The sequence below is a fragment of the Bacteroidota bacterium genome (assembly GCA_016718825.1).
In the GTDB taxonomy this organism is placed as follows: Bacteria; Bacteroidota; Bacteroidia; order J057; family JADKCL01; genus JADKCL01.
Window position 1 is genome coordinate 1 of sequence record JADKCL010000073.1, and the last position, 25,791, is coordinate 25,791.

At 50.6% G+C, this 25,791-nt stretch carries 20 protein-coding genes; 8 read left to right on the top strand and 12 right to left on the bottom strand.

The window, feature by feature from the left end; all coding sequences use genetic code 11:
• The first annotated feature begins 777 nt into the window (after window positions 1–777).
• On the top strand, window positions 778–930 hold the full coding sequence (locus IPN95_31685; protein ID MBK9453877.1) for a hypothetical protein: 153 nt from the start codon (window positions 778–780) through the stop codon (window positions 928–930).
• 529 nt (window positions 931–1,459) lie between these two features.
• A complete protein-coding gene (locus tag IPN95_31690) occupies window positions 1,460–1,888 on the top strand; it encodes a hypothetical protein (GenBank protein MBK9453878.1) in 429 nt (142 codons plus the stop codon).
• Between the two features lie 416 nt (window positions 1,889–2,304).
• Here the strand turns inward: IPN95_31690 and IPN95_31695 are convergent, their stop codons facing one another.
• The 9 genes from IPN95_31695 to IPN95_31735 all read right to left on the bottom strand — a co-directional run bounded on the left by IPN95_31695 (window position 2,305) and on the right by IPN95_31735 (window position 11,008).
• A complete protein-coding gene (locus IPN95_31695) occupies window positions 2,305–2,556 on the bottom strand; it encodes a hypothetical protein (GenBank protein MBK9453879.1) in 252 nt (83 codons plus the stop codon).
• Window positions 2,557–2,677: 121 nt separating this feature from the next.
• Window positions 2,678–3,244, bottom strand: a complete 567-nt coding sequence (locus tag IPN95_31700) for a hypothetical protein (GenBank protein MBK9453880.1) — start codon at window positions 3,242–3,244, stop codon at window positions 2,678–2,680.
• A gap of 322 nt (window positions 3,245–3,566) precedes the next feature.
• A complete protein-coding gene (locus tag IPN95_31705; GenBank protein MBK9453881.1) occupies window positions 3,567–3,881 on the bottom strand; it encodes a hypothetical protein in 315 nt (104 codons plus the stop codon).
• Window positions 3,793–4,095, bottom strand: a complete 303-nt coding sequence (locus IPN95_31710) for a hypothetical protein (GenBank protein MBK9453882.1) — start codon at window positions 4,093–4,095, stop codon at window positions 3,793–3,795. The genes IPN95_31705 and IPN95_31710 overlap by 89 nt, the downstream gene beginning before the upstream one ends.
• A gap of 816 nt (window positions 4,096–4,911) precedes the next feature.
• Window positions 4,912–5,478: a pseudouridine synthase gene (locus IPN95_31715; protein ID MBK9453883.1), complete on the bottom strand. Its 567-nt coding sequence runs from the start codon at window positions 5,476–5,478 to the stop codon at window positions 4,912–4,914.
• A gap of 65 nt (window positions 5,479–5,543) precedes the next feature.
• Window positions 5,544–6,020, bottom strand: a complete 477-nt coding sequence (locus IPN95_31720; GenBank protein ID MBK9453884.1) for a T9SS type A sorting domain-containing protein — start codon at window positions 6,018–6,020, stop codon at window positions 5,544–5,546.
• On the bottom strand, window positions 5,972–7,000 hold the full coding sequence (locus IPN95_31725; protein ID MBK9453885.1) for a hypothetical protein: 1,029 nt from the start codon (window positions 6,998–7,000) through the stop codon (window positions 5,972–5,974). Before IPN95_31725 ends, IPN95_31720 begins: the two co-directional genes overlap by 49 nt.
• A gap of 362 nt (window positions 7,001–7,362) precedes the next feature.
• The gene (locus IPN95_31730) at window positions 7,363–7,638 is read right to left on the bottom strand and encodes a hypothetical protein (GenBank protein ID MBK9453886.1); all 276 of its coding nucleotides are present in this window, start codon (window positions 7,636–7,638) and stop codon (window positions 7,363–7,365) included.
• A 94-nt stretch (window positions 7,639–7,732) separates the two neighbouring features.
• Complete coding sequence (locus IPN95_31735) at window positions 7,733–11,008, bottom strand: hypothetical protein (protein ID MBK9453887.1); 3,276 nt, start codon at window positions 11,006–11,008, stop codon at window positions 7,733–7,735.
• Between the two features lie 155 nt (window positions 11,009–11,163).
• On the opposite strand from IPN95_31735, the gene IPN95_31740 reads away from it, so the two are divergent.
• Window positions 11,164–11,442 (top strand): hypothetical protein, encoded by a 279-nt coding sequence (locus tag IPN95_31740; protein ID MBK9453888.1) that lies wholly within the window; start codon window positions 11,164–11,166, stop codon window positions 11,440–11,442.
• A 339-nt stretch (window positions 11,443–11,781) separates the two neighbouring features.
• Here IPN95_31740 and IPN95_31745 read toward each other — a convergent pair whose 3' ends face one another.
• Window positions 11,782–12,153 (bottom strand): transmembrane 220 family protein, encoded by a 372-nt coding sequence (locus tag IPN95_31745; protein MBK9453889.1) that lies wholly within the window; start codon window positions 12,151–12,153, stop codon window positions 11,782–11,784.
• A 120-nt stretch (window positions 12,154–12,273) separates the two neighbouring features.
• On the opposite strand from IPN95_31745, the gene IPN95_31750 reads away from it, so the two are divergent.
• Complete coding sequence (locus IPN95_31750; protein ID MBK9453890.1) at window positions 12,274–13,860, top strand: VCBS repeat-containing protein; 1,587 nt, start codon at window positions 12,274–12,276, stop codon at window positions 13,858–13,860.
• 75 nt (window positions 13,861–13,935) lie between these two features.
• A complete protein-coding gene (locus IPN95_31755; protein MBK9453891.1) occupies window positions 13,936–15,132 on the top strand; it encodes a LamG domain-containing protein in 1,197 nt (398 codons plus the stop codon).
• A 6-nt stretch (window positions 15,133–15,138) separates the two neighbouring features.
• On the opposite strand, the gene IPN95_31760 is transcribed toward IPN95_31755, so the two are convergent.
• Window positions 15,139–15,837, bottom strand: a complete 699-nt coding sequence (locus IPN95_31760) for an SH3 domain-containing protein (GenBank protein ID MBK9453892.1) — start codon at window positions 15,835–15,837, stop codon at window positions 15,139–15,141.
• A complete protein-coding gene (locus IPN95_31765; protein MBK9453893.1) occupies window positions 15,834–19,262 on the bottom strand; it encodes a T9SS type A sorting domain-containing protein in 3,429 nt (1,142 codons plus the stop codon). Before IPN95_31765 ends, IPN95_31760 begins: the two co-directional genes overlap by 4 nt.
• 341 nt (window positions 19,263–19,603) lie before the next feature.
• On the opposite strand from IPN95_31765, the gene IPN95_31770 reads away from it, so the two are divergent.
• From IPN95_31770 to IPN95_31780, 3 genes are all read left to right on the top strand, one after another.
• The gene (locus IPN95_31770) at window positions 19,604–21,397 is read left to right on the top strand and encodes a hypothetical protein (protein ID MBK9453894.1); all 1,794 of its coding nucleotides are present in this window, start codon (window positions 19,604–19,606) and stop codon (window positions 21,395–21,397) included.
• Window positions 21,398–21,565: 168 nt separating this feature from the next.
• Window positions 21,566–25,072, top strand: coding sequence for a hypothetical protein (locus IPN95_31775; GenBank protein ID MBK9453895.1), 3,507 nt, complete (start codon window positions 21,566–21,568; stop codon window positions 25,070–25,072).
• A 336-nt stretch (window positions 25,073–25,408) separates the two neighbouring features.
• Window positions 25,409–25,789 carry a hypothetical protein gene (locus tag IPN95_31780; protein ID MBK9453896.1) on the top strand — a complete coding sequence of 127 codons (381 nt, stop codon included), beginning with the start codon at window positions 25,409–25,411 and terminating at the stop codon, window positions 25,787–25,789.
• Window positions 25,790–25,791 lie beyond the last annotated feature (2 nt).

Genomic DNA, 25,791 nt, shown 5'->3' on the forward strand with positions numbered 1-25,791 from the left:
TGTGGATAGCCGTGGATTTGTAGAAGTCCATGGTTCTAGATGTAATGATACCAAGGCCGAAGGCTGTCTTGAACAACCGTCTCGATCACAAACACAAATACTTCTCGTCGAATTGATGCCGCTTCCTCCTTGTTTTCAAACTGTTCCTTCAACATTTGTATTCCCAGCAAATCGTGTTATCTTCAACCCATTCACCCTCATGCTCCAATATCAAGTAGGCAAGGCGTATATTCCTTCTCTGTCTTCTATTGATGGTTCAAACGGCGTTTGCGCAGGTACCTGTTCGGTGGCAAGCGGGACCAGAGGTCTGGCATGGGTCACGTTTTTCCCATGGAAACGCGACGATCGGCAGGGGAATCAATTCCCAAAGGGTGGAGATCCTGATTCCTGAAATTTAATCTGATGTTGGGCATGCGTGGAACCATGTTGCTGGGCAAACATTGGCTATTCGGAGCGAGTCTGCAATACCAACTGTCGGGGCACACATTTATCGGTTTCTAACAAGATAACTACATCGATGGAATTCCGGGATACCGTCAGCCGTATGAGACCTTCCATTCGGCAGCGCTACCACAAAAACGGCATTACCCCTCAGCTTGACTCATCGTTTCGTGATCTTGACCGTGCACCTTTGTTGGATTCGGACACCGGGTCTATTGGATGAATCATTTACGGAGAGTTTGGGCTACGGCATCAGTGGTCTCCCCTGACAAGGTTCATCACTCAACACCGATCCATTTCTTCGCGACTGCTCAAACTTTCATCCTTTGGCAGCGTTTGAAACGCCGGTGGCTTCCGCAGGTGATGTTTACCATGGGGGCAGAAATTGGCGAGCACCTCAGCTTTACCCTCAATGCCGCGGCAGGCAGCTTTGGAATTCCAACATGGGTGAATTTCTCCGATCAATACGCCACCTACCGAAACCGCTGAACTTCGTTTCCGTGTAACGCCATATCCTACCGCCTCTCTGGTAGTTTGCCGATACCCGAATCTCTTGTTGTCAGTAAAGGTTTTCCAAGTATTGCACCGCCTTTCCTGCAAATGGACTGGCTGAATTTTTGACTTATCATATTGTCTTCTTCACAATGAACAAGCAATTTTCTTCTCTCTCTTTGTCTTCGTTCTTTGTGCCAAACAGCATCCACCAGGTCCACGCCGCTTGCGAATGGTGAATATCCCATTCTCAAAGGAATGACGTCATTAGCGGGAATTCCGCCAACCTCATAAAAGTGATGGCGACTGTTGAGCGCAGCGACAAGAGCGCAAATTTACCCTGTCTGCTCACCACCAACGGTCGCTACGGCGACGATGCCGATTTTGCCCGCTTTGAAGGCGAAGTATCTTCGCTCCAGTTGACAAGTTAAGGCCTCTGGATGACGCCGACCAAGGGCACACAATTTGTGCTTGTACTCCTGAAGCGCGGTCATGGAACTCTACGTCACCTTTAAAGGTCTGGACAATGCTCCAGAAATCGACCGTCGTGGTAACGATCGCCCCAATGGTGCAAATTTTGCAGATCTCAAAATCGGCCAAAGACCATGCCGACGCGTTGCTTGTGGAAATGAACAACAAACTCGCCACAGCCAACGAAGCTGTCAAGGTCAAGGTAGCGCAAGAAAAGGCCGCCAAAGGCCGCGCCGCCAAGCAGCCGAAGAAAGAAAATCGCCGACGAAGCCCGCCGCGCTGCGATGCAAAGCCCGCGAAGAGGCCAATGCCAAAGCAGCGGCCGATAAGGCGCGCCCGCGATCAAGTGCTTATGCGCGGTCGCACTGCAACTATCTCCAAACCGACTTCTGCACCGGCATCACCGGTATGCAGGCGCGACCAAGTCGCGTTCCAAAGCCTGAAGGCAAAATTTTGCCTGCTGATGATCTCACGGCGCAGGTGATCACGACCTCGCAGCCACTGAAGTGCTTCTCTTTTTGACTTTGGCATCGTTGAGCTCGCCACAAAAGCAGCAACAACGCACCAGACTTGGCCTTCTACTTGGAGCTCAACAGCGTCAGACTGCATTCACACTATGAGCGTGTGCTCGCCCTGCTCAAAACCTGCATGACTGAAAGCAAGGATGGCGCTCCATCGACCACGATGGAAGCTACACATGGTACAGCGACAAATGCTGGTCAGGGTTGCACAAGAAATTCAACACTACAAACGACAATATCCCTGACAATACTTTGGAGCTGGAAATCGCTCAAATAGTCACAGTTGGGCCTTTTTGGTTCTGACTCTTCAATCAAACAGGCCCTCCAAATCCGGGGGCCTGTTCGTTCGCGGGTATTTTTATTCCAGCGAATGCAGGAATCAACCGCGCAATCTTGGACGCACCAATAGTCCGGTTTCGTTGAGGTGGCTGTAGCGCTCCAAACAATTTTCAATCAGGTTGCGGATCACGTCGTCGAAGGAAAGCAATCCCTCGGCAAGAAACGTACTGCAAAATTCAGCGTTTTTCCCGAGGTGCGATTCGGGGGTTAATTCAATGATTTCGAATGTATTGCGGTTCGTGAGTTTGCCGTCGATGCGCATGTACTCGACCTTGTCGAGGTAATGAAACAACCGCTTGCAAGCTTCAAAGAGGCCATCCCAAATCCCGATCCTTGATATTGCGCATGCCAAGGGTATTTTCGGCGACGTATTTGTCATCGAAGGCATACAAATTATGCATCAAAAAGTCTCGTCATTGAGGACGTAACGTTCGCCCGGCGGCCCATTCACGGATATAATCGCCGTAGCCAATCACAGATGGAAACTTCTTTCCCTGGAGACAAATTCTTCGGCAATGATGGGACCACCAAATTCGGCGAGGGAGATCGAGCGCGAGGGCGCGGGCAGTCGCGTGGTCGCGCACGAGGTTGCGCTGCGTGATGCCGAGCGACGAACCCTCAAACATAGGCTTTACCACCAAGGGAAGGCGCAATTCGTCGATCAAATGCAAATCAGAGGCATCCCGAATGGCAAACGAAGCGGGCGTATCGAGGCCGAAGTCGCGGCAAAGCAACTTGGTAACGTGTTTGTCATTGCAGATGCTTTTGGCAAAGGCGTCGCCGCCGATGTATTTCAGTCCTGCGGCTTCGCAGATCGCGGGATTGAGGGCGTGGCGGTTCTTCGAATGGATTCCCTGCCAATACGGAAACACCAAATCCGCGCTGTGTTTGCCGAACGTTGGCGATGAGTTCGGCGGAGAAGTGTACAATTGCACATCGTAGCCGGCATCACGAATGCCCTGCGTCATTTCCCTCGACATAGTACCGGTGGATGCGGTCTACTTGGCGGTTGAGCGGGTTGGCTGTGCTTTCGTCGAAATCAATGTCATCTGGACCAGGACAATTTTCATTGCGTTTTTGCGCCTCGGCGGGGGGTTATTGGTGAATCAAACGGAATGGAAGAACACCAAACGAATTCGGTCCCATCCAATCAAGGCCAATAATCTGCAAAAGATCGCAAAGATTCAATTTTGATTTGTGTAGCAGCTATTTCGTTTCACGAGACACAAAGGCACGAAGACTTGAAGCGATTGACTTTGTGTCTTTCTAGCCTTCGTGGCAAAAAATCAAACCAAATGAAAATCAGTTGGCTTTGGGAGCGACGGGACCAAAGCTTTTTGCCTTGACGATTGCTTCCTTGCTTGCTTTGACTGGCTGCTCGAGCAATGCGGCCTTTTCTTCGACCTGCTTGATGAGCGCCTCTTTGGTGGCGATGATGGTTTTGTCGGCTTTCGGATCGGCCTTCATCACTTCCACTTGGGTCTTTACAGCCTTGATTTGGTCCTTTGCAGAAACGACATGGACTTCTTCAGCAGCGACGACCACTTCGGCAGTTTCCGTGACTACTTTGTTTTGACGCTTCTTCGGCGCGTTGCTGACCAAAATCACGGCCTTCAAGGGTCTTTTCTTTGCCGTAAGCACTGCCTTGACCATTGTTTTCCTTGACCTTGTCGGGCTTGGAACCGTGGGCATCATTGGCATCGTGCGAACCGGATCCGCCGGAGCCTTCGTCGCCTTTTTCCTTGGAACCTTGGTTGCCATTGTTCTTTGGATCCTTGATATCCGACTTCGAACCCTGCTTGCCATCCTGTGGATCAGAATGGGTGCTCACTCCAACTCACGGCGGGTTTGCCATCTGTCGCCGTCCGAAGGCTTGCCCAATTGCGTAGGTTTTCGGTAGTGGCGCCACCGCTGCGGTCAGTAGGATTGCCAGTTTCCTTGATTTCTTTTGTCATTGCCTTTGCCTTGACTGTTGCCTTGCGCAACGAGGTTGCCCATCAGCAACATGCCGATTGCCAAGCTCAATGTATATTTTACTGTCGATTTCATCGTTTTCAAATTCAGAGGGTAAATCAATTTTCGTTCAGGATTTTCAAGAGGGAATCCAATTCGCGGGAGGTTTTTTCTGCTGCAGCCTTGGTGGAATCCACGGCATAGTTGGCAGCCTCAATTTGGAGAATCTCCTGTTTGGCCTTTCCTGCTCTTCGGCAGATGGACCGCAACCCACAAAAGCCAAAAGGCCGCAGGCAGCAACAAACATCAAACTAGCTTTTTTCATTTTTTGAATGACTTTAATTCAATTTGGCTGCAAAGATAGTGGATTCCGTGTTGTTGGGAATGATTTTCGGATGGGATGGGATGTTTTATTCGTGTAAGATTTCACTTTTCAGGTAGGCGCCCCGTCATGTCGACCGGAATCCTCAAGGAGCATAGCGACGCAGAGGATGGAGCGGAGACATCTACCACAGATACACGCACGCAATCACCACCCCGTCATGTCGACCGGAATTCCAGGAGCGGAGCGATGCAGAGGATGAGCGGTGACATCTGGAACGCGAAAACCCGGCGCTGCTGGGCGGACAGCAACCACCGCCTTTTCGTTCGGCTGCTTCGCTCTGCCTCCACTCCGGTCGACATGACAAGCCCCTCAAACCCGCACACCAGAAATTTCCTTCACATCCCCGGGCTGCATGTCGCCCAGTTTGAGGGTATGCAGGCGCCACCGCACGAGTCGCAGGGTCGGAAAGCCAATGGCAGCGGTCATTTTCCGCACTTGGCGGTTTTTGCCTTCCTTGATCGTGATCGACAGCCAACAATCGGGAATCGTCGCCCGTACGCGAATGGGCGGGATACGCGCAGGCAAATCAGGCGCAGGTTCGAGCCGGCGCACCGTCGCAGGCAGGGTATAATAACGCTCCTTCTTCACCGTAATGTCCACTCCGCGGCGTAATTTTTCCAAGGCACCTTCGTTGGGAATTCCCTCCACTTGCACCCAATATTCCTTTTCGATTTTTTGCCCCAGCAATACCGCATTCATTTTGGGATCATTCGTCAGGAGCAACAGCCCCTCGCTGTCTTCGTCCAGCCGCCCGACGGGATAAACATCCTTGGGAAAATCATGCAGCTCCGCCAACGTCCGTTTGGAAGGGTCATCCGTGGAGAACTGACTCAAGACGCCGTAAGGCTTGTAGATGAGGAAATAGCGGTGGGACATGCGACCAATCAAGCAAATTAACCGCTGCGAAGGTCGGGAATTTCTGGCAAATTCTGCCGAATGCCTTACCGCACGACCACAATTCGTCTGACAGCCATTGTCCTACCCAAGCCTTCGATTTGCAGGTGGTGAAGGCCGGCGGGGAGTTTTGAGACCTCGACTTGCTGGCTTTGGCTACCCGCGACAAGGGTCGTTTCTGCTTCGAATTCGCCGAGGCTGTTCAAAATGCGGACTTGAAGCGGCGTTTTTGCAACCGCTGACAATCGCAAGGTAATCACATCGGAGGCCGGATTGGGTGCGATCGAAAAAAGGGATGTTCCTGGTGATTCGAGCCCGATTATCGTGCTCAGGTCGCGGCAGGTTCCCCAGGATTCCGAACCCTTTTCGAAGCAATACAGGCGCAGCCAAGCGTAGCCGCCGACGGAACTGTAGGTAGATTCGATTTCTCCGAGCCCGTTGGCGAAGCTCTGCGACCAAGCGGCATCCATCGGAATCATTGCATTGGCGCAGGAATCGTAGAAAGTAGTCTTGAGAAAATCCATTCGAATACGTCCATTGGTCCCGCCATCGTGCGCATCCCGTTTTGGCAATAGTCGCTCAAAAGGGTTTTGACAGCGGGATTGTGTTGGTAGGGCAACAGTCCGAGGCGAAGGTAGGCCACTGAATCAAACGAAATTGTATCCGGCGCAGGTGCTATATAATTGGTATCCATGGCTTGGGCGGCGAATTGATAAAACTGAAGCTGCTCCTGCATCACGGCATAGGCAAATCGGCTGCCGGGGACTTGGGCATTCACCACCGTGCTGAAATAGCCGCTGTCGGTGGCTGGAAAACTCAATTCGCTGTAACGGTAACCAAAATGTTCGCCGGGATCCCAATCAAAAATTTGGGCATAATCGGGAAGTGCGCCTCCCAAACCCAAGGCAGGCAAGCCCCAAAGTTCGAAGGCCGGAAACTCCACCAAGCCCCCGAAATTGACAAAGGGCAGGAAGGAAAAAGTCTCCACGAATCCATGCGTGCGGCTCAACGCAAGATGTTTGCCCGTCGAAAGCGAAATGTACTTAACCGAATCCGGAACGCCCAAAACGGTGCGGAAGACGATGCTGTCCACCTGCGCCGTCACCGCGCCTTGCCAAATCCAGGAATTGCCGATGGCTGCCCGCGTTTCCAACCGAAAGCTGTCTCCCCGACTGCTGACGAACAGGCAAACACCGTCTGGAAATTCCAACATCTTCCGGCCGAAACAATGGTCCTGTTCCAACGCGTAAGAACCTGTGATTGAGCCCAAAACCGATCCGCCGCACGTCAATTGGCTATCCGAAGGCGTCACAGGTCGGTCCATGCGGTAAAAATAATGGGCCATCGCCGCGCCTTCAACCACGACCGAATCCATATTCGCCGCAAAAAACCAAGTATCGGCACTTCCTTGCTGACTGAAAGTATAAAGATGCGGCCCATTCGCAGGAAATGGATGCCAAGTTTGGGATTGGAGCGTGGTTGCGGGGAATAGGACAACGAGCATTCCTAGCAACCTTAAGCAGCGCGATTTCCAGTGCGTATTCTTTTTTGCAATTGGTTGAATGTACAAGTTTTGGAGGGATATCCTCAATGGGTTGGGGGTTTGAAGGATGGGAAGCGGTTTGAAGCTGTGGGAGGCTGTTTTAGAATTTCGGCAAAGCCTTCGGAAATGTCAAGCCTTGAGGATGGTGCCGTTGGGGTTACAAGTCAAAATTGTCATTCCTTCGTGTACAGAATTTGCTCCGACCTTTATTTGGGAGATGAGCTAGAAAACGAACCAGGTTAATTCCATTTCAGCGATCAACTGTTCGAAGAACCCCCGGGGGCCCCCGCCCCCGCCGCCGGGCCGCCGCCCCCCTTACACTTTCAATTCTTGCCAAGTACACGACTGCCTGACTTTTTATAATTGACTGAAATCCAATCGTCAAAAAATGGAAAACTCATGTTTTGGTCTCCCATTCGAATCACGAAGCCAGATTGCCAGCCATGGACCAATGAATTGGCATTTCGATTCATCGTCCCATTTTGAGTAATTTCCGCAAAACCGTCGGAAATGTCAAGTCTCAGAATGGTGCCGTTGGGGTCGATCACCATCCCGCCGATAAAAAATTCCACCCGCGTCGGACCGTTTGCAGGAATCACCTTGGGGAAAAAATTGCCGTTCGTAAGCCGAAGCCTAAACGCTGGGATGGGCTGACAAACAGCTATTACCGCGTTGTGCCGACAACAGCTGATACTAATCCATTTTTACCGGCACAAAATCCAGAAACAGTGGCACTTTTGCGGCTTCCATGCGTTGTCGATAAGTTTTCCATTCGTTTTCGAGGAAGTGGTTGATGCGGGTGACGGTGCGCCGCACCTCGGCGTCGAGTTGACGCAATGCCAGGTCCGCGTTGCCACCCGGCGGCGAATAGAGCGGCTCCACGAGTCCGGCGACTGTGTAGAAACGGTCTACCATCTGCTGCGTGAGGTGCTCGAGGCCCTTTTGGTTCTCGGGGTCGAGATATACTTCCATCAAATTGCGGATGCTGTCCCGCACGGGTTTGCCGACCTTTTTGAGGGAATCCCGCAGGGTGTCGCCGACATTTTCCAGCAATTTTTCATAACGGTCCATCATCTCGCGCGCGTCGCGCACCTGCTCGAAAGCTTGCGTTCCTTTCCGAACAAGCCGCAAGTAATCCGCCACTTTTGCTTCCCTCAGGGCCACTTTTTCACGGTCATAAACAATCCTTGGATCGGGCAAAATCTGAAAATTGCTGCTGTCTTTGAGGGCGCCATGCAACACTACAGCCTTGTATTGTCCGGGTGGCATGTCGGGTCCACCGGGAATTTCCAGTTGCCGTGGAAACTTGTTGTATTTCGGGAAATAGCTGCCGTTCCGGTCAAACTGCCAGCGAAATTCAAAAAATCCGGTGTCGGCTTTGGTGGAATGGGTTCGGACCGAATCGCCTGCCAAGGTCAAGATATGGATTCGGACCATGTTTTTAGGTGTGACTTCGCCGGGGCCGCGGTCGGGTTTTGGGGGCTCAACCTCCGTTGTTTTTTTCTTTTCCCCCTTCGAATCAGCATTTTCCTTCTTCGCATCAGCCGTTTTGGCCTTGGGGAATGCCGCTTCGCCACCCGGTGATTTCAGATAAACTTGAAGATTGGCGCCCCTACCGCGATTTCCACCCCCAAAATCTGCCGCACCATTGTACCGGAATCCATCTACGGAGCGGTATTCAGCCGCAATGGCATCTTGGATTGGAAGCAAGTAAAACTCCTTTTCCAGCAGGGATTTACCTTCTTTGGCGAGCATTCTCAAGCTGCGAATGTCGTCGATCATCCAAACCGCGCGGCCAAATGTAGCGATGATGAGGTCGTGTTCGCGGGGATGAATTTTGAGGTCGTTGACGGGAACTGAGGGAAAATCGTTTTTCCACTTCGTCCAATTTTCGCCGGCGTCGATGCTGACGTAAAGGCCGTGGTCGGTTCCAAGGAACAAAAGGCCTTCAGCGACAGGATCTTGCACGATGCTCAGGCAATGGCCGCTGACCTTTTTGCCGTCCGCAATCCGGCGCCAAGTCGCCCCGAAATCGCGGGTATGGTAGGCATAAGGCTCCCAATTGTTGCGGCGGTAATCGTTAAGAATGACAAAGGCTTCGCCCACATTGATTTTGCTGACTTCAATTTGCGGAATCCACGCGCCTTTGGGTGCATCGGGCAATTTCCCGATCAAATTCGTCCAGTTTTGCCCGCCGTCGCGAGTCAATTGCAGGTTACCATCGTCTGTGCCCACCCAAATCAGGCCCTTTTGCAACGGACTCGGCGCAATCGCCAATATTGTGGTGTAGTTTTCCGCGGTGGTCGCATCCAATGTCAAGCCTCCACTTTTGGCTTGCTTTTGTTTGGTGCTGTCGTTGGTGGTCAAATCCGGTGAAAGGAGCTGCCAACTTGCGCCTGCGTCGGTGCTATGGTGCAAAAATTGGCTCCCATAATAAAGCCCGTTGTCGTTGTGGGGATCCAAGGCCAAACCCGCATTCCAATTGAACCTCAAGGCCTTGCCCTCAGGATGAATGGGCCGAATGTCAATGCTTTCGCCCGTTATTTTGTTCACACGACGCACAAATCCGCCTTGCGACATGGCATACACGACCTGCGGATCATTGCGCTTGGCGGCGACATCAAATCCGTCCCCAAACATCACCTCCCGCCAATGGTAATTGCGAATGCCGCCTTCGGCCCAAACCTCCGAAGGCCCGACGTAACTGCCGTTGTCTTGCAGGCCGCCCATGATGTTGTAGGGCACCTGCATATCGTAATCGACGTGGTAAAACTGCCCGAGCGGCAGGTTCTCGACCAAGGCCCAAGACTTGCCGCCATCCCGCGAAATGGCTATGCCGCCATCGTTGCCATCGATCAGAAATTCGGGATTATTCGGATCGATCCAAAAGGCATGGTGATCAGGATGAACGCCCGAAAAACTCACCAATTGCGTAAAACTTTTTGCACCGTCTTCGCTATAGGAAATCGTACTCCAGAGGTTGTAAACGCGGTTTTCATTCTGCGGATCAACAAAAATTTCGGCATAATAAAAGGGGCGGTTGCCAATGTCATTTTCAGCGCGCTTTTTCCAGTTGAATCCGCCGTCGTCGCTGCGGTAAAAGGCTGTGGCACTGGATTCAATGAGGGCATAAACGACATTGGGTTTGGAGCGGGAAAATGCCAAGCCCATTCGGCCCAATTTGCCCGCAGGAAGGCCGTTTTTTTCCGTTTGTTGCTGCCAAGTTTTGCCTCCGTCGAGGGTCATGTACAGGCCCGAACCTTTGCCGCCCGAGGTAAAAAACCAAGGTTCGCGATGATATTCCCACATCGCAGCGAGCAGCTTGTTGGGATTGCTCGGGTCGATGACCAATTCGGCGCAACCCGTTGTGTCATTCACATAGAGGATCTTCTCCCATTTTAATCCACCATCGATGGTTTTGAAAACGCCACGATCCGCATTAGGTCCCCAAGCCGAACCGAGTGCTGCGACGTAAACGACATTTTCATTGTTGGGATCGACGATGATGCGGTGAATGGTTTTGGTGTTTTCGAGGCCCATCATCTGCCAAGTGCGACCCGCATCGAGGCTTTTGTAGATGCCCTTGCCGCTGTTTTGCGAATTCCGCGGATTGCCTTCGCCCGTTCCTGCCCAAATCACGCTTGGATTTTGTTGGGTAACCGCGACGGCACCGATCGACAAAACGGCTTCCTTGTCAAAAATGGGTGCCCAATTGATCCCGCCATTTTCGCTTTTCCAAAGTCCGCCGCTCGCCGTACCTGCATAAATCGTCGAAGGGTCGGATTCCACAGCCACAATGCCCGTGACGCGCCCGCTCATGCCTGCAGGACCGATACAGCGCGGTTTGAGGTTTTTGAACTTGGAAAGGTCCACCGTTTGGGCATCTGCGAAGGGTATTCCTGCCAGGATCAAGGTCCAAGCAAGGAGCATACGGAAAATGCTCAACGGGAAATTCAGTCTTTTTTGCATCGCTTCGAATTCGGGTGCAGAAAGTTAAGGCCAATCATGCGAAGAAAAAACCTTGAGGCAGCGTGACGGTTGATTCTTGGCCTGAATGTTAAATTTCAGCAATTAATTTACCCAGAACTGCAAATCTGCTTAACTTTCCCGCAGAAATCACCTTGATGCCTTCATTAGAATCCATTGCCAAAGACCCACGTTTCATCGGGCAAACCGTCCAATCCGTTTTGAAAGCGATCGGCAAACCCTATGACGACCACATTTTTGTCGATTTCACGCCGGGCAAGCTCAACGCCGCTGCATTTCTTTTCGAAGGCGATGGATGGATCTACTTCCACATCGACGAATTCCAGCATCAACCCGCCTTCCACCCCGAGCGGAAATGGGACTTGGACCTATTGTTGAAGGAAAAGGTCGCCCAAATGGAATTCGAAGCAGAATGAATTGGAGGAAGTTATTCCGCGTCGTTGGCGCTACCCAAAATGCGGTGTGAGCGCCAATGACGCTAATTTGGAACGGCATTCCAGACGAACCTGCCAAATCCAAATTTGAATTCCATGGTGTGTGCGTTCCGTGTTGGTCGTTTTCACCAATTGTCCTGAATATCATGGTCCAATTGTTTCGCGTAGGGACAGGTCGCGACCTGTCCCTACGCGAAACAATTCATTACCAAACATTTATGCAATTTTCTACCCGATGACGATCCTTGCCTATGCCCACATTGAAGCGCGCAAGATTCGAATTCGAGATTTTGATTCCCCGTGCAATAGTTCAACAAGGATTCAAACCAATTTCCGACTACGCTTCACCCGCACCACCGACCGGATCGCCAAATACAGAGAACCCAATGCGCAAATAATCAACCCCAAAGACTCCCGCGCGAGTTCGACACCCGGCCGGGAATCCATTTTCCCGGTAAGCCCCTGAAACTCCTCCGGCCAAAGCAAAACGGCCCCGACGATCGCCGCAATCATCGGAAACAGGCAGATAAACAATGGAATAGGCTTGAAAATGCTCCAAACATGCATAACGACGAGACATCCGTAGATGGCAATCCACGTCAGCGGATCGGGATCATTGTATTGAACCGCCGCAAATGCCCCAAAAATCAAGGCCAAAACAATTCCTATTCCCGTATGGACACGTGTTTCCATCTTGCAAAGGTAGGTGGCAACCTGTTTCAAGCCGCCATCAACCCAGTTGAGTTGCCCACATTTGATCCACGATCGCATCGGTTTTCTGAAGAATTCCCTTGAGATCACTAATTTCAGGCCATGAAACGTGCGTATTTCTGGGGATTGTTATTGTTGCCGTTTTGGATCGGATGCAGTGGCGGAGGTCCGACCAAAATCGACGATCCAGGTTCGGCCGCAGCTACCGAGCCCAAGGGCAAGCAGTTGATGACCCAATACTGCGGCAGTTGCCATACCGTTCCTTCACCGTCGGATTTGGACCAAAAGACCTGGAAAAACCACATCCTCGTGCGCATGAGCGCCTACATGGGCATCTACAACGACAACCAACGGTACTACGATAGTGTCCCTGAAAAATGGCTCGAGCCCGGTGTCGGCGGTCAGCGGGTGCGCGCAGCGGGGATTTATCCTGCGAAACCCGTGATGAGCCGTCCGGATTGGGAGGCTTTGCGCGATTATATCCTCAGCAATGCGCCAACGCTCACGACGGGCGCTCCCGGGATGTTGCCGATTGAAAAGAAATTGGAGCTTTTCAAGGCGCGGCCGTGGCAACCCGACCGCACTTTGCAGCCGTTGGTAACGGCAGTGGCGATTGATTCAGCCCATTCGAAAGTTTATGCGGCATTTTTCCAGCAGAGCTTGCTCGAAATGAATCCCGCAGGGAAAATTCTCGACCGTGTCGACGGATTGTATGGCCCAATTTATTTGAATCCCGCTGCGAATGGCTTTTCCATGGCCGAAATCGGGAGCATGAAGGGCAGTGACCACCCCAAAGGCAGCGTTTGGCGGGCAAATGGATTCGGCCAAATCAAATCCAAAAAGCCTGCGGTGCGCTTTGATTCATTGATGCGGCCCGTGATGATCCAATGGGCCGACCTCGATCAGGATGGGGACGAAGATGCCGCCCTCGCCGAATTTGGCTACCACATGGGCGAAATGTCTTGGCAGGAAAACGAAGGAGGGAAATTCATTCGGCATACACTCTACCCCGACGACGGCACGGTTTCCATTCATGTCGGCGATTTCACCGGCGATGGTTTGCCCGACATCCTGAGCCTCAAGGCCAATGCCGACGAACGTGTCGATTTGTACACCAACAAAGGCAAGGGGCAATTCGAAGCAAAAATGCTGTTCCGTTTTAACCCGAGTTATGGTTGCACGGCCATGGAAGTCGTGGATTGGGACAAGGACGGTCGGCTCGACTTCTTGGTTGCGAACGGCGACAACGGCGATTATCCGCCGATTCTGAAGGCGCACCACGGCATCCGGTTGTATCTGAACAAGGGCAATGCTGAATTTGAGATGGCGCATTATTTTCCGTTCAACGGCGCTTATGGCTTGCGCGTCGGGGACTTTGACTTGGACGGCGATCCCGATTTGGCGGCGGTTTCCTTTTATCCCGATTACAAAGGCCGGCCCGAAGAAGCTTTTGTTTACTTCGAAAATCAGGGCAATTTCCAATTTCGTGCGCTGACATTTCCCGAAGTTGGCTTAGGAAGGTGGATGGTCATGGATGCCGGGGACATGGACGGCGATGGGGATGAAGACATTGTGTTGGGGGCCTTCGACGTCAAAAGTGACGACTGTAGCGAGGCGACCTACGACCAATGGATCAAGGACGATGTGCCGGTTTTGGTCTTGGAGAATTTGACAAAATCTGGGAAATAGCGCATCAGACCAAATATTTGCAGAAAAATTTCCCGGAAATGTTATCTTGCTATCGATCAAAAGTCGTCGGGAAGAATGAAAGGGATTCTATTTACAGTATTGCTGCTGTTTGCAAGTTTTTGTTTCGGGCAAACATGGCTCAGCCTTCCTGCCAATACGGGGTATGTGGCGCTAGGCGATTTGGATGTCCCTGGCACGCAATTGACTGTCGAATGCCTCTACACCTCCACCAATCCTGCTTCGGTGGATTTGGTTTCCAAACATGCCGGTCCTGGAGATGTAAATTACTTGTTACGCAGAACCCATGCAGAATTGACGACCGGCAGCGGATTTGCTTCTTCGCCAGCGGTTTGTCCGCCGGATGAAAACACTTGCCGCCATGCCGCGATGGTTTATAATGGCACCACGCTTTCGTTTTATTTGAATGGGCAACTCAATGGGCAAGTCGCGATGTCAGGCAATATGGTCCAAAACAATCACCAAGCGCTTGTTGGCAACTATGGTTGCTGTTTTGGTGGCGAACAATTTTTTGGATTCATCGACGAAGTTCGGATTTGGGCAGTAGCGAGAACGCAAGCGCAAATCCAAACATTTATGTTCATTCCCTTGCCGACGCCGACGACGCAAACGGGCTTGTTGGCCTATTATTCGTTCAACAGTGCGATCAATTTGCAAGGAAATGCGCTGTTTAACGGCAGCGTTGCGGGAACTGCAAGCCTTGGGAATGCGAATCCGACTTGTGTGGCATTGACGCCGGTTTGCGTGATTTTGGGCGGGTCCTTTGATCGGTTTACGGTGAGTCCGGAAGGCGATGGATTGCAACTGGATTGGGAATGGAATGGTGTCACTCCTCAGCATTTTTTGTTGGAAACAGGGCCGACACCATCGGAATTGACTGCAATTCAAGACATTGAACCGATGAACAATTCATTGTCGTTGCGCCATCAGCCAATGCAGGCGACTTGGTACCGACTCTCAGCCATCACTGCGAATGGCGAAGTGGTTTCGAGCAATGCGGTGGAATTTGTGCCTGGGAAGCAAAATGCGACATTCTTCGCAAACCAGATTGACAATCAGGTGCAAGTATCTGTCACGGAACCCATGGAGATTCAATACAGCGTTTACGACGTTTCTGGAAAGCGAATCCTTGACGGATGCCACTTAGTTTCAAATGAATTGCGTTTCGATCTTCCGACAATGAATGGATTCTATCTCGTCAAACTGATGGGAATCGGCAAACAAAAGACCATTCGTTGCCGAATAGTTCAATAATCCATCTCAACAGCCCGGCGGATGAAAATACCATTTGATCCGCCATTGGCCCGATTCCTTGCTAACAATCACTCTTTTGCGCAACTCCAGGGATGTGAATTTTGTAGCGACATAACCGACCTCTCCTCCTTTGAGCTGGATTTGGAGCCAATCAAATCCATCTACATCCCAAGTGATTCGAGAAAATCCATCTGGCTGAGGGGGCACAATACAACCGAACTTTTGCATTGTTACGCGCCGTATCACCTCAGATTGCAAGGATGGCTGCCGTCTAATGTTGACATCCTTGCCAAGCACGTACACTTCAAGTCCCTCCTCGAAATGTTTGAAATAAGATGGTGCGAAATAAGCTTCGCCCTTCAAATCATTTTTTTGTATTTCTTTTGTTAAAGGAATAAAACCATAAGCCACGATACGTTGGAGCAACTGCCAATCTTCGGAGGAATCCCCTTTAAAATAGTACTCAAAAAAGGTCTCCTGTGCACATCCGGGCCATCCGCACCCATCGTTGCTTTCATAAATGGTATCGGCAAATAGGAGTTTTAAGCTTGCAAGGTCCTTTTGTTCCAATGCCTGATCAAGTGCACCGCGAAACCGCTGAAAATCAGGATCACGGGGGCTCTCGTCACGCGGAATTTGCCCAAAACATTGGCAGAAATTCAGTATGAGCAATATCAAACCAACAAATGCACCGGCCGTTTTCACTCCCTCACCACCTTTCCCAAAAACACCTTCCCTCCCACCAAAATCCGATAGACATAAACGCCATGCGCAAAGCGCTCCGTTTCAATCACCAATTCCTCCGGCTGCTGATCCATTGCCCAATCCGATTGGAAAATTTCGCGGCCTTGTAGGTCAAACAATTCAACGGAGCCCGCCTCGGAACTCAAGGATTCAAAGCGAATCGTGATTGCATTTTGAAACGGATTGGGGAACAAAACCGGCGCCAAAACATCGCCCGATTGGCCGGGACGCACCTCAATGACGCGGTGATAATGGCTCGTGCCATTGCTGTCGAGCTGCCGCAAGCGGTAATAATTGATGGCATTGCGGGCATAATCCGGATGCTGAAGCGCGTAGGCTCCAGCGCCTTGCGCATCAGGTGAGGACGGCACAAAACCGATTTCCTGAAAGGCAATGGCGTCACTAGCCTTCATCCATTCGACAAAAAAGCCGACGTTGTTTTCCTCTGCGTACGTCTGCCAATCCAATTGCACAAATCCCTCCATTTCGGTACCTGAGAAACTCACCAATTCGATGGGCAAAATGCAGCCATTGAGGTCGCCGGTGAGCATCAGGTCGAGGTTGCAATGTTGCCCGGCAAAGCCGTCGACCATCACATAGTAAGTCTGCGAAGGCTGCAACAGCGGCGCAATATTGACCGGTGCAGATTGCAGCATCTTGTCGGCGCAATAAATCGGAGCCCCCCAAGACGCGCCTGATTGGCAAGCATTGACCTGATAGATCGCAATCTGCGCACCGTTTCCGCCGGGAATCGAATTTTGGCAGGAAATGTTTTCGAGCTGCATGTCGATTTGGCCATTGGTGCAAATCGTGCTCGGCGTCGAAAATTTGTACCAAACCGTATTTTCCAACCGCGTAATCGCATTGGCGCCATTGCATTGCGGCAGACTCAGCAGTTGGATATTGAGGTTCGGATCCTCGGTCGTCGGCTTGCCCGTCGCGAGCGTCGTGCTGCCCGCGTAGGCGACACTCGAAGCATTGATCAATGTCGCCGAACTGCAATCATTGCTGCCGTAATTTTTGCGTGCTGCACCTGAGCGAATCGTCGCGGCCCATCCACTTGCGACCGTTCCGCCATCACTTGAAAATTCAAAGGTGAGACAGCCGGTGGCATTGGCGATCGTTGCCTTGATCGTTTGCAAGTCATTTTGATTCAAGGCATTGCCGGTATAGGTGGCGATCAAGCGCGCATTGGTGGAATTGCCGTCATAGACATGGAGGTAATCATAATTCTGCTCCAATCCGACGGTCCCGATTTGCGCGTGGATGACCTGTCCAGCCCCCGTAGCGATGCCATCGGGACAATAGGTTTTGACATACGATTCGTTGTTGGCATAATTGCCCAACGCACCACCGGTATCGTAAAAGTTCAGCGGATTGGCTGCACTTGCATACAACGTCGGATTTACGGTCGGCCGATTCGCACAGCGCAAGGTGGCTTTGAAGCCTGTTCCGGTTGTAAGGGCGTCGCTCTGCAAGCGCGTAGTGAGGCAGCGCCCCGAGGAAATGATGGTTCCGGGCTGCGGATAGGCCGAAGTGCTGCCGGTGTACAGCGCTTTGACTTTGGCGGTGGTATCGGCGCCGTCCCAAACCCAAAAATAGTCGTTGCCGACGGTGCTTGAAACAAGGTCGAGCTGCACGGGCGCGACCAACATGTTGAAATTGAGACGCACGGACTTGGCCGGATCGCTTGCGCAAAATGTCATTGTATTGCGCTCATTGTTGAGGTAATTGCCGGCCACGCCAGCATCGCTGTCATAAAAAACATGATAAGGCTTGCCGCAGTCAATATTCCCCAAAGCATTGTGATCCAAGCGAATGGTATCCCCATACATCGGCGCACCTTCGCATGCCCATTTGAGTTGATAACCGCTTGCAACCGTCGCCCCATCCGTCGTGAATCGGAAAGTCATCGCCGTCCCCGAACTGATCGCAACAGGCGGAATGGTGGTGCCCGAATATTGCCCGATCAAGGGCGAAGCCGTCGAAGGGCCATCGTAGATGTACACGTAATCATAATTGGCCTCGAGGTTGAATGCGATGAATTCGGCTTTGATTTGCTCTCCGTTGGGGGAATTGATGGTGAATTTGTAGTTTTCGTTGTTGGCATAATTGCCCATCGGGCCGCCGGTATCCCAAAGGGTGTCGGCGCAAACATCGGGCCCGCAATCGGTGAATTTCTGCTCGATCAAATTCCAAAAGTCCTGATGACCATCGTCGTAGCCCAAGGCCCAGATTCCGATTCCGCCGAGATTGCGGTGGTGAATGAGGTCAAATTTCTCTGCCATGCTTTGGACGTCCTCGCCCCAACATTGTCGCCAAAGGCCGGCGCTTTGATAGATGTAAACTGGCGTTTGACTGTGACTGTCAAACGTTTTGGGACGCACGCCAGCGTAGTTGTTTTCCATGTAATTGTAAAGCCGCGCCGCGATATGCCCGGTATTCGTACTTGGATATGTGCCTGCGGCTGTGTTCCATTCTTCCCCGTAATAGGGCAATCCGGTCAAGAGCTTCGAAGGTGTCAATCCTTGCCCAAGGTAATAATTGACGGATTTTGTGAGGTTGTAGGGCGCCCATAAGGTCCCGCTGTACAGTGGCGAATTGGGTCCGGCTTGGGCACTTCCCGAGTAATAATAATCGTAGCCCATGATCACAAATTCGTCGACGTAGGGCTCGAGCGCAGGGATATTGAAGACATTTCCCCAGTCGACGGCATACAAGGCCATGGAAACTGAAGCTCCGGGAATGGCGTTTTTGACCTGCGTGCTGAGCGTTTGCATGAAGGCCGTGAAGTTGTTGCGCTGCCCGCTCGGCAAGCCTTCAAAGTCGATGTTGACGCCGTCGGCGTTGCGGTATTGCAAGAGAGAAATGATCGAATCAATGAACGTCTGCTTGGCGACGGCATTGGTCAGGAAGTTGGTGTTGTTGGTGGACCCGAAGTTGGTCGCGCAGAGTTCGACACGGCAACCCGCCGCATGCGCGAGCGGAATGCTGTTGGTCGTGCGCCAGCTATGGATTGAGGAGTAGCCGCCCGTCGTCGGATTGACTTCGTAGGAGAAATAGCAAAACGTACTCAGTTTGGCAAAATCGTAGCCCGTATAGCTCGTCCCCATCCAATAGGGGTACCAACCATAAACGCTGTGGGTCAAATTGCAGGCAGTCACTTTGGCAGCGGATGGTGCGGATTTCCGACCGTTGAAGGAATCCCATTCGACTTCGGATTTCTCTCCCATCTTGCCGTAAAATTCGGCTTGGCGCTGATGGATCGATGGCCGGAATTGTCCTTCCGTTTGACCAAGCAAACTGCCGTGAAGGAAGCAAAGGATAGCTATACAAACGATCACATAACGCATGAACATGGCTCCAAAAATTGTTGAAAGTACCACCCAAAACGTTCAAAGCTAGCATTTTTTGAGGGCGGATCATTCTAAAAAAGGAATGAATTTTTCGTCAATGAGACTAAATCGATTCAGGACCTCGATATGCCGTTAGAAATCTTGATCGAGGCAAACGCAGAGATGAGTATGCCGTCAAAAACGAAGCGAATAAGCTTGGGGCATTCAATTTTAGAATCTCATTATCTGCCACTTACCACTGCGCTAAAGAAATTTTAAAAAAAATTTGTGCCAGATGGTAACAGAACTCGGCGTTGGGTATGAATCCTCAGAAGGCGGCAAAAAACGTATTGGCTGCCAATGAAGGTTTCAACAATTTAATTGAAAGTAAAATGAGTAGTCTCGATTCCAATCTCAGTAGTTTGGGGTATGACCTGGTTGTAGGGCTGACCCAAAACTCCATGAATGCAACCATGAAACGGTACCTATCAACCATGGATACACCGATTCCTGCTGCCTATTACGTCTATACGGACGACAGCTTGACCAGTGTGCAATTGATTTCTTATGAACAATTGATGGCTTTGACCGGTGGGGTTGATCCGTTTGCCATACCCGATGGGACGAGCAGTACGACAACAGATCCAAGCCTCAAGGCTGCAGGTCAGGCCCTTTTCGATGCCTACTTTGCATTTGCATTCCAAGCCACGATGGGTTTGCCCTCCACACATGCACCTGACATTATCACTTTGCAGGATGGAAATTCATCTCAACGGGTTTGGTACGAAATGTACTTCAAAAGCTTCCAAATTGTGCAGCAAACCGATGGACGCAGCAGTTGGACCTACTCCAATCAGTCCCAAGACCCCAATAATCCTTGGGTGTATCAGTGGGAGGTCGGCTTGGATCTCCAAAGTGCTGATTTTGAAAGCTTGCCAACGACAACACAAAACAGCATCAAAAACCTGAACAGTGCCAGCATGTTCAGTGTACAGCAATTGATGCTTGACTTGAATTCTGCACCAACGTATTCGGCCGAACAACCTGTCATCAATACCAATTTTGATGCAAGTCCATTGTTGCAACAGTACTTGTCAGGCTATTGGGACGCACTTCGTGCCCTCGGTGGGGCGGTCTTTGCACAAGCAATACAACCAATCAATTCACAGCCAAATCCAGCCACACCTACGCTGATTCCAACAGATTTGGATTTCATTGTATCTCCTTATATTCCAAATTCGGCAGATGGAACACTGAGCCCTTCGCAACAAAATGGGCTTTACTGTCTCAATTACTTGGTGATGGCAGATGGTCACGCCTTCCCCAATACGATTGCGGCACCAGCTTGGAATTGGTTGAGTGCGGCAGAAGACAACAGTTATGATGGGGTAATGGCTGTGCGTAAAGGTGAATTTGTCAACTACCTCAAGCAGGTATTGTCACCGGCATTGGCGGATATTTGCATTCAGCCAACCGTGGACATGGAGGCGGAAGGCCTGAAAGTCCATTATCATTGGAACCATCAACCAGCCAATCCAATGCCCACCTACCAGACCGTCAACAATTCATCTGATCCGACGCATGTTCTGACGGTGAGCTACACGTCTGATCAATCTGAAGACAAGAGCAATCCCGGCTATGACATCATTGCAGTTCAGGGAGATACATTGATTTGGAGCAGTGTTCAGTCCGACGTTTATATCAGTGGCAAAACCATCACATGTACGACCTTGACGACGGCCTACTTGGACGTTGGCTTGGCGGGCGTTGGCGGGCACGATATGTCGCACACGCGCGGGTACATGTATGCAACGCTGAATACGACGGTATTTACACTTGGCGTAACCACAGCCGGGGCACTTCAAGTGGCGATGACAAAAAGCAACCAAAACCTCTGCCAAACCACGAATTCCAGCGGTGCCTACTATTCTGGCGACCTCAATGCAAGCTTCTTTGCGCAGTTTCTCACGGTCGGAGGAATGCAGGACATGGTGGACAGCATCAACTCCTACTATGTAAATCTGATGACCAATTATATGAGCAATTTCAACGAAGATGTCTGCGACTTGCTCAACAACCTCAATGCATGGGTATTCCCCGGAGCTGAAACTTTTATCTACAGCAATTGCCAATTTTCAAATGCCCTTGACTTGACCACGATCATCAAATACGCCGACGTCTCCTGATGTATTCCGGGTAGGCTTTTGCTGTGTGATTTGGCCATTTTGATCGCTTTTCCATGAATCAAGTGAATCGGGATTACGGGTCAAAATGGCCATCCACAGCTCCTTTTTGGTCTTTAAACGCTCAAAAAAGCGTTGCAATTTCAAATCACATCTTACTTCAAAATCAATATGTCAAGTATCAACATTTCATATTCTTCCGAACTGATCAGCAATTACATGCAGGCTGAGACGGTGTCTCCTGACCACAAATTTGCGGCAGTGCAGACCCACGATGGCCATTCGCTCCTTTTTTCAATCGGCACCAATGGTGTATTTTACATGACGGAAGAGATTTCCGGAATCTCCACCGGCTGGGTAAAAAATGATCTCAGTTCTGCATTGGCAGGTGCATTTCCGACGGCAACATCGTTGGCAGCACGCACATTTGCCGTCGAGCAAAATGAAGTCTCCAATTTATTCACGCTTGCCATGGTGCTCACCGTCGATGGCAACGATCATTTGTACGTTGCAGACACCTATACACGCAATCCAGATCAATCAGTGACTGTAAATTGGACAGCAATTCCATTTGACGCAACCGGAACTACAGCCCCAGCGAGCCTTGCGAACGTCTATGTGACGCAAACGGCAACAGCCCCGTTGATCGTGGTCGATGCAATAAACCCCTCTGATGGGGCAATTGACCGCTATTTTATCGATACCCAGAACGCAGTGTCCGACCAATGCTGGAATTTATTCAATTTGCCCGTGGACATGGATGGCAGTCAACCCGTCCAAATTTGCGGTGGGTGCAAAGCCGGAGGATTTGTCAATGGGATTTATTCCTTGGGAACCGTCGGCGGAAAACAATCCATTGTGTACCAAGAATTGTATGACCCCTTTGGATTGCCGGAGATCACAGCCGGTGCCACAAGCAGACTCAATTTACCAGAAGGAACTGTTCCACAAGCCATTGCAAGCACACCTTCGGCGCAGACCACTTCCAACAACTCCTTCACCTATACCGACTTGTATGCAACCACCTCTGCGGGCGAACTGTATTTTTTTGCCGCCGATAAACAGCAAGACAAGGCCGTTGGCGTGAAACTGGCTACCAATGCGCTTTTGGCCGATGTCAATGCGCTCTTTGCCTACACTGACAAAGGTAAAACGGTCGTTTGGGGCCTCAACCGCGCACAACAGGTTTTTTACATGCAATCCTCGACCTTTGGCGTTGCCATGGAAGCGAATTGGTCCTATCCGTTGCCGCTGGGCAACCAAATCGAGCAAATTTCGCCGTATATCAACCGTGTAAACGGTGGCAATACCTTTTTTGCACATATCGGAACCAATTCCTTCAAAAAGGTATTTCAGGACCCGATTTCAACAACCTGGCAAACACAAGATATTTTGTTGCCTGCTGACCCAAGTGTCACGGCGCAAAAATATGATTCCTATACCACCCAAATCAACGTGGTAGATGCCTATAACGCGCCAGTCGCAAATGCGACGGTCAAAATCGGCAGTACATTCAGGGTTCCGGTGTATGTAAACAACCATTATTATGTTTTGGACACCACCGCAATCGACATCCCCACTGACAATCAAGGCTGTATCACCGTCATCCAACGGATTGAAAACACAGTTGGTGCGGGCCTCAAAGTCCAAGCCGTATCAGGGGGTGACATTCTCAGCATCAATCCCATGCAGGCAGGGGTGACGAAGGTGATTTCAATTGACAGTGCTGACGGCCTTTCAAAGGCCACCACAACAGACGACAAGGGAAATTCTCCGAAGCCTTTGGTTAGTCCAGACACTTCAACAGACGATTTGAATGCCGCAGCAGCATCCCTGCAATCGCTTTCCAGTGCCTACAGCGCCTACGCTCCCACAACTACAAGCGTTACGGCGACAGGCACGACCACACAACTATTGGTGCAACCATCCGCCAAAAAGGTCAGTGCATCCGATTCCGTTTCCAGCCTGGGGGATGCCATCGTGGTCGCAGCGGGAGATCTCTTTTCATTTTTGGACAATGCTGTTGACTATGTCATTGACATCATCGAAGACACGGCCAAAAACGTTTGGAATTTTGTATGTACCATCGGTGGCAAAATTTTCACATTTGTCATCGACACGATTGAAAAGGTCGTTGGCGCCATTGAGGCGGTGTTTCAAGCATTGAAAACATTGGTCAAGGACCTGATCCAATTCATGAAATTCCTGTTTGCCTGGGGTGACATTCAACGCACCAAGGATGTCTTCAAAAACATGACAATGGTCTTTTTGCAAGATTCATTGAATTCGATGGCAGGGGTCAAGACCGGGCTGGATGCAGGATTTGCAAGACTTGAAAATGCCCTCAACAGCTGGGCTGGACTTCCTGCCGAATCAACCTCCTCTTCTGCGACCATGAACAGCACGATGGCTTCCCAAAATGGACAGCAAAGCAGTTCCACGAGCAGCTTCTTGCAATATCATTTTGTGAACAACGCAGCCAATGCCACGACCACGGATACCTCCTCAAACGAGGATGGCAGTTTGGTCGCCAGCTTGTTTGATTCGCTGGTGGAATCTCTGAAGGACGAAGCTCAGATCATTCAAGATGCCGTTACAAGCCTGTGGACGGAGATTTTTGAAGACGGCCAATACCGCACCATGACATTTCAAGATTTGGTGAAAAAGGTCATTGGCATTCTCGGCGATGCCTTGATCGAGACAGCGCAAAACGTTACCGACACGCTTCTGGACATGGTGATTGCCGTAGCAGGAAAGGTCATCTCTATCCTGGAATCACCCATTTGGATTCCTGTTTTGTCCGACATTCTGGAAGAATTTTTTGACACGACAATTCCATTTTCTTGGATCGATGTCATTATGCTTGTGGGTGCCATGCCGGCAACCATTGGCTACAAAATCTTGACGGGAAATGCCCCATTTACCCAAGATGACGGCTTTAGCGATTCCCTCCTCGCTGCCAAAAGTGTAGATGACATTTTCGAAGCGCTGGGAAAATCGGTCACAATACCATCCAATTCGTTGAGGTTGATGGTCAGTGCCTCCGACGCTGCACAACCGAGCGATGGACAGATCATCCTCTTCCAAATTTCCCGCGTGATCTCTGCAACGAGCTCCATCCTATCGGCCATCTTCTTCCCATTTGTGAATACCCCCGGAATTGAAAACCTTCAGGCATTAAAAATTGCAAATGTCTGCAATCAATTGGTTGGTAGCCTTTCCAATGCCACGGTACAAGTTTTTGCGCAACCCGCGCCTGTTCGCAATACTTGGTTCAAGGTCTTCAATTTTGGTTTGATTGGTGCGATGGTAACCGAAAAGGCCATTTTTGCAGGATACATGATCTATGCGAAAGTAAAGAATAAAGATACCAAAGCTGCAGATCTTGCCAACAAGGTTTTGACCTTGGTATTTCAAGGTATCAATGTGATTTTCATTGCAGAACATTTGATTGAACTCGGGATCAATTACGAAGACGATCCCAAACTCTCCAATCTTGCCATCGTGCAGGCCATGGATCAATTTTGTGCTGTTGGAAATGCATCCATGAACCTTGCAGCGACATTTGCCCCTGAAGGCGGTGGCAAAAACATTGTCATCGGCGTGGGAGTTGGAATCGATTTGGTAGCTGCCACTTTACAATGCGTGCAAGTCGTTTACGCCGGTATAGAAGCGTGACGCGGAGCGAATCATGATTGGGATTGAAGCGCATGGACATCGTTTCCGCAAGGAAATGGTGTCCATGTTTGTTTACCAAAATTGCCCCATGAAACAGGTTCCAACCCTGGGAGATTCGGTGCTTGAAGAGTCATGTTCAGGTTCGGCAACGAGCTCGATAAGTCGAAGAAAATCGTCAGGATTTGAGGGGTTTCCGCATTTTTTCGGATTGGAGATGATCAGGACCCGTACTTTGAATAAAATCGTAAAATGTCGGGAGACCATCGTAGCAATCTTCATTTCACAATGGGTTTTTCGGTATTTTTGAGCATCATGGGTTGGCTCAATTCGAAAAAGATGCGAAATAGGTTCCTGAGAGTGGGTTTTGTGCTCATCTCACTCTCGATCTCAATGCTTGCATGCACCAAGGAAGGGTTTGATGGAAACGCCACGATTACCGGGACGGTGGCACACCACGGCTTAGCCATCTCAGATGCGATCGTGTACATCAAATTTGGCGCCAAGGAGTTACCGGGCACTTTGGAATCCGATTTTGATGCAAGCGTTGTTGCCAATACCCAAGGCGTTTATCAATTTGAGAACCTCAAAGCGGGAGACTACTACATGTATGGCGTCGGATTTGATACCCAAATCGATACCATTGTGCGGGGCGGAATATATGTCAATCTCGCAAAATCAGAAGAGAAGACGGTACCCCTCGCAGTCACGGAAGACTGAGA